1 rRNA gene is annotated in these 1,170 nt (G+C 56.8%); it reads left to right on the top strand.

The annotated features are described in order from the left end of the window. Positions 1 to 1,170 (top strand): 23S ribosomal RNA (locus tag ACGFZS_RS49715); the annotation flags it as partial.

A 1,170-nucleotide genomic window follows, 5' to 3' on the forward strand; every position in this document is an offset into this window, starting at 1 on the left:
AGTAGCACGCTCAAGACCCGAAGCGGAGTGATCTAGCCATGGGCAGGTTGAAGCGGAGGTAAGACTTCGTGGAGGACCGAACCCACCAGGGTTGAAAACCTGGGGGATGACCTGTGGTTAGGGGTGAAAGGCCAATCAAACTCCGTGATAGCTGGTTCTCCCCGAAATGCATTTAGGTGCAGCGTCGTGTGTTTCTTGCCGGAGGTAGAGCACTGGATAGGCGATGGGCCCTACCGGGTTACTGACCTTAGCCAAACTCCGAATGCCGGTAAGTGAGAGCGCGGCAGTGAGACTGTGGGGGATAAGCTCCATGGTCGAGAGGGAAACAGCCCAGAGCATCGACTAAGGCCCCTAAGCGTACGCTAAGTGGGAAAGGATGTGGAGTCGCAGAGACAACCAGGAGGTTGGCTTAGAAGCAGCCACCCTTGAAAGAGTGCGTAATAGCTCACTGGTCTAGTGATTCCGCGCCGACAATGTAGCGGGGCTCAAGCGTACCGCCGAAGTCGTGTCATTGCGATATATACCCCCAACGGGGATCGTGATGGGTAGGGGAGCGTCGTGTGCCGGGTGAAGCAGCACCGGAAGGTAGTTGTGGACGGTTCACGAGTGAGAATGCAGGCATGAGTAGCGATTCACACGTGGGAAACGTGTGCGCCGATTGACTAAGGGTTCCTGGGTCAAGCTGATCTGCCCAGGGTAAGTCGGGACCTAAGGCGAGGCCGACAGGCGTAGTCGATGGATAACCGGTTGATATTCCGGTACCCGCTGTGAAGCGTCAAACATCGAGCATCGTGATGCTAAGGCCGTGAAGCCGCCCTGATCTCTTCGGAGTTGAGGGGAGTGGTGGAGCCGCCGGTCCAAGCGGTTAGTAGGTGAGTGATGGGGTGACGCAGGAAGGTAGTCCATCCCGGGCGGTGGTTGTCCCGGGGTAAGGGTGTAGCCCGTCATCTAGGCAAATCCGGATGACATTAAGGGTGAGACCTGATGCCGAGCCGATTGTGGTGAAGTGGATGATCCTATGCTGTCGAGAAAAGCCTCTAGCGAGTTTCATGGCGGCCCGTACCCTAAACCGACTCAGGTGGTCAGGTAGAGAATACCGAGGCGTTCGGGTGAACTATGGTTAAGGAACTCGGCAAAATGCCCCCGTAACTTCGGGAGAAGGGGGGCCAC

The organism is Streptomyces sp. NPDC048288 (genome assembly GCF_043201555.1).
GTDB lineage: Bacteria > Actinomycetota > Actinomycetes > Streptomycetales > Streptomycetaceae > Streptomyces.